General features: G+C 60.6%; 5 protein-coding genes. 2 read left to right on the forward strand and 3 right to left on the reverse strand.

Annotation, left to right across the window (positions count from 1 at the left end; genetic code table 11):
- Window positions 1–100: 100 nt before the first annotated feature.
- From F1599_RS22405 to F1599_RS22415, 3 genes are read right to left on the reverse strand one after another with little or no spacing between them, the layout of a single operon-like run.
- A complete protein-coding gene (locus F1599_RS22405) occupies window positions 101–1,336 on the reverse strand; it encodes an MFS transporter (RefSeq protein ID WP_170265907.1) in 1,236 nt (411 codons plus the stop codon).
- Window positions 1,333–2,976: a phosphoethanolamine--lipid A transferase MCR-5.1 gene (locus F1599_RS22410; protein WP_053821788.1), complete on the reverse strand. Its 1,644-nt coding sequence runs from the start codon at window positions 2,974–2,976 to the stop codon at window positions 1,333–1,335. Before F1599_RS22410 ends, F1599_RS22405 begins: the two co-directional genes overlap by 4 nt.
- An 18-nt stretch (window positions 2,977–2,994) precedes the next feature.
- Window positions 2,995–3,537 (reverse strand): Chromate resistance protein ChrB, encoded by a 543-nt coding sequence (locus F1599_RS22415; protein ID WP_053821787.1) that lies wholly within the window; start codon window positions 3,535–3,537, stop codon window positions 2,995–2,997.
- 239 nt (window positions 3,538–3,776) lie between these two features.
- On the opposite strand from F1599_RS22415, the gene F1599_RS22420 reads away from it, so the two are divergent.
- Both F1599_RS22420 and F1599_RS22425 read left to right on the forward strand, forming a co-directional pair.
- Window positions 3,777–4,337 carry a recombinase family protein gene (locus F1599_RS22420; protein ID WP_053821786.1) on the forward strand — a complete coding sequence of 187 codons (561 nt, stop codon included), beginning with the start codon at window positions 3,777–3,779 and terminating at the stop codon, window positions 4,335–4,337.
- 2 nt (window positions 4,338–4,339) lie between these two features.
- Window positions 4,340–7,306: a Tn3 family transposase gene (locus F1599_RS22425; protein ID WP_053821785.1), complete on the forward strand. Its 2,967-nt coding sequence runs from the start codon at window positions 4,340–4,342 to the stop codon at window positions 7,304–7,306.
- Window positions 7,307–7,339: the final 33 nt, after the last annotated feature.

The following is a 7,339-nucleotide window of genomic DNA, read 5'->3' on the forward strand; positions in this document are numbered from 1 at the left end:
GGGGTCGTCTCAGAAAACGGAAAAAATCGTACGCTAAGCACCGCAAAGAAACTCGTGATGGACAGGCACGCTACGGTCGCGGGTCGTGCCTGCCCATTGCTCAGTTGCCCTTGACGCGCAACAGTGTCAGCGTACCGGCAGCCATCAACACGGCCGCCAGCCCGAAACCGACCACAGGCGAGACCGCCGTCCACACCACGCCGACCGAGGCGCTGGAAATGAACTTGGCAGCGCCATTGACGGTGCCCAGCGCGCCATAGCTCATCGCCAGCGTGTCCGGCTGCACCATCTCGGCCGTCACGGTGGACTCCAGCGCTTCCTGGACCGCCACGTACAGACCGGCAATGAAGAACACCCCGGCCAGCAGCGGCACGCTGGCTATGCCCAGCCAGAATGCGAGCGCCGTCAGCACCGCCGTCAGTGTGCCCAGCACATAACCGGCAATCAGCACCGGCAAGTGGCCGACACGATCCGCCAGCACGCCCACTGGGTAGGAAACAGCGACCTGCACGAGGTTGCGCCACACATAGAGAAGGCCAGCCACCTGTGCCGCCTGGATAACGCCCAGCGAGGGGGTCAGCAAGGTCGTGGCCGCCAGGATCAACAGGCTGTGCGAGAAATCACCGATGCCAAAGATGCCGACCGCGCCGAGATAGCGTTTGAACCGGGCGGGCAGGCCACGCAGCGAGCTGAAGAACTTCAGGGCCGGGTTGGGCGAATGCTCCGGGTCTTTGACCAGCGTGAGAAACGCCAGCACGGCTAAGACACCCGGAATCACCGACAGCCATAATACGAGCCGGAAGGGTCCAGCCGCGTCGCTCCAATGAATGCCTTGCGCCCAACCCAGCAGCGCGACGCCCAGCAAGGGGCCGATCACCGCACCCACGGTGTCGGCAGCCCGGTGAAAGCCGAAGGCGCGGCCACGCGTTTCCGGCGACACGGCCTGGATAACGATGGCATCACGCAGCGGGCCGCGCAGCCCTTTGCCGAACCAGGACACGATGCGCCCCAGCAGCAGGAGGGGCCAGCCAGCCGCCAGCGCGATCAGCACCTGCCCCAACGGGGTCAGTCCGTAGCCGACCATCACAAAGAGCTTGCGGTGTCCCAGCTTGTCGGCGATGTAGCCAGACACCATCTTGGTGAATGCGGCGATGGCGTCGGCAATGCCTTCGATGAGGCCAAGCACGGCGGCGGGAATGCCGAGTACGGCCAGAAAGCCAGGCAGGATGACCGTGGTGGTTTCGTAGCAGAAATCCCCCAATGAGCTCGTGATCCCCGCACCTGCGACGGTGCGGTTGAGCCAGCGTTTCGGCGGATCATCCGTTGACGTCGTCATTGTGGTTGTCCTTTTCTGCATGTTGCCAGAAGGTCCAACTCTGGCGTGTAGGCAGCGGTTTTCACGTCGAACATCCCGAGCAAGGTGTGAAACAGGTGATCGTGACTTACCGGTGCCCGAGAGGCATGAGTTTGCATACAGGCTTGGTCGGCATAAACCTGACTCGACTGCCACCAGATCATCGGCACCTTGATCTGCTCATCCGGCGCGATGACGTAAGGTATGCCATGGAGATACAGGCCTTTCTCGCCGAGCGATTCCCCATGATCGGAAACGTACAGCAGCGCCGTGTCGTGTGAGCGGATGCCGGACAGCAGGTCAATGGTACGGGCAAGCACATGATCGGTGTAAAGCACGGCGTTGTCGTAGGTGTTCACCAAGGCTTCATGCGAACAGCTGGCCAGATCGGTGGTGTCGCAGGTTGGCGACCAGCGTCGGTAGCTTGCGGGATAGCGCTGGAAATACGCTGGGCCGTGATTGCCCAGCATATGCAGGACGATCAGCATATCGCTGCGGCTTGTTGTTATCTTCTCGGCCAACCCTTCGAGCAGAATTTCATCCAGGCAGCGCTCGCCATGGCACAGTGTGGGATGGCCTGCCGAAGACAGGTTTTCAAAGGGCAGTCCATCACAGACGCCTTTACAGCCCGACTGGTTATCGCGCCAGAGAATGTTGACGTCACTACGGTTTAAAACGTGCAGCACGGACTCGCGCCGACGAATCTGGCGTTCGTCGTAGTCGCGCCGACCATTGAGGGAAAACATGCAGGGAAGGGATGTAGCCGTATCCGTCCCGCAACTGGTGACATCGGAAAAATTGATCACGTCGCGTGCGGCCAACTCAGGGGTGGTTTGTCGTTCATAGCCGCTCAACCCCCAATTAGCCGCCCTGACGGTTTCCCCGACAACCAGTACGAGAGCACGAGGACGGCGGCCTTGTTCTTGAGGCCCTCGATGCGCATCGGCTGCAACGACTTCCCTTGCTTCGTCTGCTGACGATGACGCCTGTTCAGTCAAAACCCGAATGCCCGAGATGACGTAGTTTGCAGGAGTGATCAAATAGCGAAGCGGCTTGTTTTCACGAAGCGTGGGTATCAGCACATCCATGACTGGCCACAGACCCATGGAAATCATGGCGAGAGCGCCAGCCAGACAAGCGCTGCGCATCATTACCGCTTGTTTCCAGCCCGTTCGTAAAACCCTGACTCTCGCAATCCACCACACGGATACGGCTGCAACCAACAAGTAGGGCAGCATTCTCCATTGCAACAGCTCACTGGCTTCCCTGACGTCCGTCTCCATCAGATTCCGCAGCATGGCCTTGTCGAGATAAACCCCGTAGTTGCGCATGAAATAAACGGCGGCGGGCGTCATGACAGCAAGCAGAATCAGTAGTGGCTTGACACTCCAGCGCGTGGCCACCAGAAGGAGCAACAACCATTGCAGCCCGGTGATCAGCAACCCAGTGCAAAGGAGCATTAGCCATGTTCCAGAAGTTAGGGAGTCGCGTCCAGCAAGAAGGGCATTCCAAAACACGCCATTGCACAGCAGGGTGAACACAAGGCTGATGAACAGAGTCAAAAATTCAGTGCGCACTTGCGGGCGCATTTTCAAGAAAGTGATAAATGCAGACAACCGCATGAAATATGTCCTCTTCTTTCAACGGTTTTCATCGTGAGCGTCGAACACCCGTTGCGCGTAGGCGTCCAGCAAGGCTTCGCAGCCTTTGAGCCGTTCGGCTGCCTCTGCGGCCAGCGTGGCACCGTAGAAGTCGAGCTTGGCGATTTTTTCCAGCCAGGACTGGAGCTTCTTCAGATCGACATCGTTTTCTTCCAACTCGGCGTAGGTGAAGTGCTGAACTTCGGTTTCGTGGGCGATCTCGGCCTCGAAGTCGGCGCACTTGCCAAGGAGTTCTTTGTATTCCTCGTCGCGGTCTGCCTTGAAGCGGGCAATGACTTTGTCTTCCTGAGCACGATCAAGCGCAACCGTTTCCAGCAGGACGGAATCGCCCGCCATTTCGTTGATCTCGTTCTCGATGATCTTGAGTCGCCGGGTGTGATCGTCGGTCTTGGGCAGCAAGCAGACGCCGTTTTGTAGATAGACAGCGCCCATGCCTTTGAGCTTGCGCCACAGCGCGATGCGCTTCTTGGCCGGTTCGGGTGGCACCTTGTAGGTGAGCAATAACCAGTTTTGTGCGTTCATTCAAACATCTTCATGCATTAGATGTGAACAACTATAACGTAACGGCCGTTTCATTTCAATAGAAACATAAAGCAAAGCACCCTACGCGCTGGCCAATGCCGTCCGGTTGAGGCATACCCTAACTTGGCGTCAACCCATCCAAGCCATAAGCGTCAGAATAGAGTCGCCTTGCCAATTGTTTGACATAAGCCGGCAAAGGTCATAGAGTTATTCCTGACACATCCAATCAGGAAAACACCTTGCACGGTCAACGCATCGGTTACATCCGCGTCAGCAGCTTCGATCAGAACCCGGAACGGCAGCTTGAACACGTCCAGGTGGACAAGGTGTTCACCGACAAGGCGTCAGGCAAGGACACCCAACGTCCCGAGCTGGACCGTCTGCTCGCCTTCGTGCGTGAGGGCGACACCGTAGTGGTGCACAGCATGGATCGTCTTGCACGCAACCTGGACGATCTGCGCCGCTTGGTGCAGGGCCTCACCCAGCGCGGCGTGCGCATCGCGTTCGCGAAGGAACACTTGACCTTCACCGGGGAAGACTCGCCGATGGCAAACCTTATGCTGTCAGTGATGGGTGCATTCGCCGAGTTCGAACGCGCCTTGATCCGTGAGCGTCAGCGTGAAGGCATCGCGCTCGCCAAGAAACGCGGAGCGTACCGAGGCCGCAAAAAGGCGCTTTCGCCGGATAGGGTGGCCGAGTTGCGGCAGCGTGCAGCCGCTGGCGAGAAAAAGGCCCACCTCGCCCGCGAGTTCGGCATCAGCCGCGAGACCTTGTACCAATACTTAAGAACGGACGACTGACCATGCCCCGCCGCTCCATCCTGTCCGTCGCTGAGCGGGCCAGCCTGTTGGCCTTACCCGATACCGAAGATGAGTTGATCCGGCTCTACACCTTCAGCGAGGCCGACCTGTCGTTGATTCGCCAGCGGCGCGGCGACGCGAACCGGCTCGGTGTAGGGGTGCAGTTGTGCTTGCTGCGCTTTCCTGGTCAGGGACTGCTTCCCGATGCCACAGTGCCTGTGTCCTTGCTGCAATGGATCGGACGGCAACTGCGCACTGATCCCGCATGCTGGCCGCTGTACGCCGAGCGCGATGAAACCCGGCGCGAACACCTGCTCGAACTGCGGGCATACCTGGGCATGGTGCCGTTCGGTTTGGCCCATTACCGCCAGGCCGTCAAAGCAACGACCGAGCTGGCCTTGCAGACGGATAAGGGCATCGTGTTGGCTGCCAGCGTCCTTGACGCGCTGCGCCACCGGCACATCATCTTGCCGACGCTGGATGTCGTCGAGCGCGTCTGCGCCGAGGCCATCACCCGCGCCAACCGGCGCATCTATGAAGCCCTGTCCGAGCTGCTGTCGAGCGGGCACCGGCATCGCCTCGACGATCTGCTGAAACGTCGTGACAACGGCAAGACGACTTGGCTGGCCTGGCTGCGCCAGTCGCCTGTCAAACCGAACTCCCGTCACATGCTCGAACACATTGAGCGGCTCAAGGCGTGGCAGGCGCTCGACCTGCCTTCCGGCATCGAGCGGTCAGTACACCAGAACCGCCTGCTCAAGATCGCCCGCGAGGGTGGCCAGATGACGCCCGCCGACCTGGCCAAGTTCGAGCCGCAGCGTCGTTACGCGACCCTGGTGGCGCTCGCCATCGAGGGCATGGCCACCGTCACCGACGAGATCATTGACCTGCACGACCGCATCCTGGGCAAGCTGTTCAACGCCGCCAAGAACAAGCATCAGCAGCAGTTCCAAGCGTCCGGCAAGGCGATCAATGCCAAGGTGCGATTGTTCGGCCGCATCGGTCAGGCGCTGATCGAGGCCAAGCAAGCTGGCCGCGATCCGTTCGCCGCCATCGAGGCCGTCATGTCCTGGGACGCCTTCGCCGAGAGCGTCACCGAAGCTCAGAAGCTCGCGCAGCCCGAGGACTTCGATTTCCTGCACCGCATCGGCGAGAGCTACGCCACGTTGCGCCGCTACGCGCCAGAATTCCTTGCCGTGCTCAAGCTGCGGGCCGCGCCCGCCGCCAAGGACGTGCTCGATGCCATCGACGTGCTGCGCGGCATGAACAGCGATAACGCTCGCAAGGTGCCCGCTGATGCGCCGACCGGCTTCATCAAGCCGCGCTGGCAGAAGTTGGTGATGGCCGACGCCAGTATCGACCGGCGCTACTACGAGCTGTGCGCACTGTCAGAACTCAAGAACTCGCTGCGCTCGGGCGACATCTGGGTACAGGGGTCGCGCCAGTTCAAGGACTTCGAGGACTACCTAGTGCCGCCCGCGAAGTTCGCCAGCCTCAAGCTGGCCAGCGAATTGCCGCTGGCCGTGGCTACCGATTGCGACCAGTACCTGAATGAGCGGCTGACGTTACTGGAAACACAGCTTGCCACGGTCAACCGCATGGCGGCAGCCAACGACCTGCCGGATGCCATCATCACCGAGTCGGGCCTGAAGATCACGCCGCTGGATGCGGCAGTGCCCGACACCGCGCAGGCACTGATTGACCAGACAGCGATGATCCTGCCGCACGTCAAGATCACCGAACTGCTGCTTGAAGTCGATGAATGGACGGGCTTCACCCGGCACTTCACGCACCTGAAATCCGGCGACTTGGCCAAGGACAAGAATCTGCTGTTGACCACCATCCTTGCCGATGCAATCAACCTTGGCCTGACCAAGATGGCCGAGTCCTGTCCCGGCACGACCTACGCCAAGCTGGCGTGGCTGCAAGCCTGGCATACCCGCGACGAAACCTACTCGACGGCGCTGGCTGAACTGGTCAACGCCCAATTACGGCATCCCTTCGCTGGGCATTGGGGTGACGGCACTACATCATCATCGGACGGCCAGAACTTCCGAACCGGGAGCAAGGCCGAGAGCACCGGGCATATCAACCCGAAGTACGGCAGCAGCCCTGGGCGGACTTTCTACACCCACATCTCCGACCAGTACGCGCCGTTTCACACCAAGGTGGTCAACGTCGGCGTGCGCGACTCGACCTATGTGCTCGACGGCCTGCTGTACCACGAATCCGACCTGCGTATCGAGGAACACTACACCGATACGGCGGGCTTCACCGATCACGTCTTCGCCCTGATGCACCTCTTGGGCTTCCGCTTCGCGCCGCGCATCCGCGACCTGGGCGACACCAAGCTCTACATTCCGAAGGGCGAAGCCGCCTATGACGCGCTGAAGCCGATGATCGGCGGCACGCTCAACATCAAGCACGTCCGCGCCCATTGGGAAGAAATCCTGCGGCTGGCTACCTCGATCAAGCAGGGCACGGTGACGGCCTCGCTGATGTTGCGCAAGCTCGGCAGCTATCCGCGCCAGAACGGCTTGGCCGTCGCCTTGCGCGAGCTGGGACGCATCGAGCGCACGCTGTTCATTCTGGACTGGCTACAAAGCGTGGAACTGCGTCGCCGCGTGCATGCCGGGTTGAACAAGGGCGAAGCCCGCAACGCGCTGGCCCGTGCCGTGTTCTTCAACCGCCTGGGCGAAATCCGCGACCGCAGTTTCGAGCAGCAGCGCTACCGGGCCAGCGGCCTCAACCTAGTAACGGCGGCCATCGTATTGTGGAACACGGTCTATCTGGAGCGGGCGGCGAACGCCCTGCGCGGCCACGGTCAAGCCGTCGATGACGGCCTGTTGCAGTACCTGTCGCCACTCGGCTGGGAACACATCAACCTGACCGGCGATTACCTCTGGCGTAGCAGCGCCAAGATCGGCGCGGGGAAGTTCAGGCCGCTACGTCCGCTCTCCGGGTCTTAGCGTACGATTTTTTCCGTTTTCTGAGACGACCCC

The organism is Cupriavidus cauae, assembly GCF_008632125.1.
Taxonomy (GTDB): domain Bacteria; phylum Pseudomonadota; class Gammaproteobacteria; order Burkholderiales; family Burkholderiaceae; genus Cupriavidus; species Cupriavidus cauae.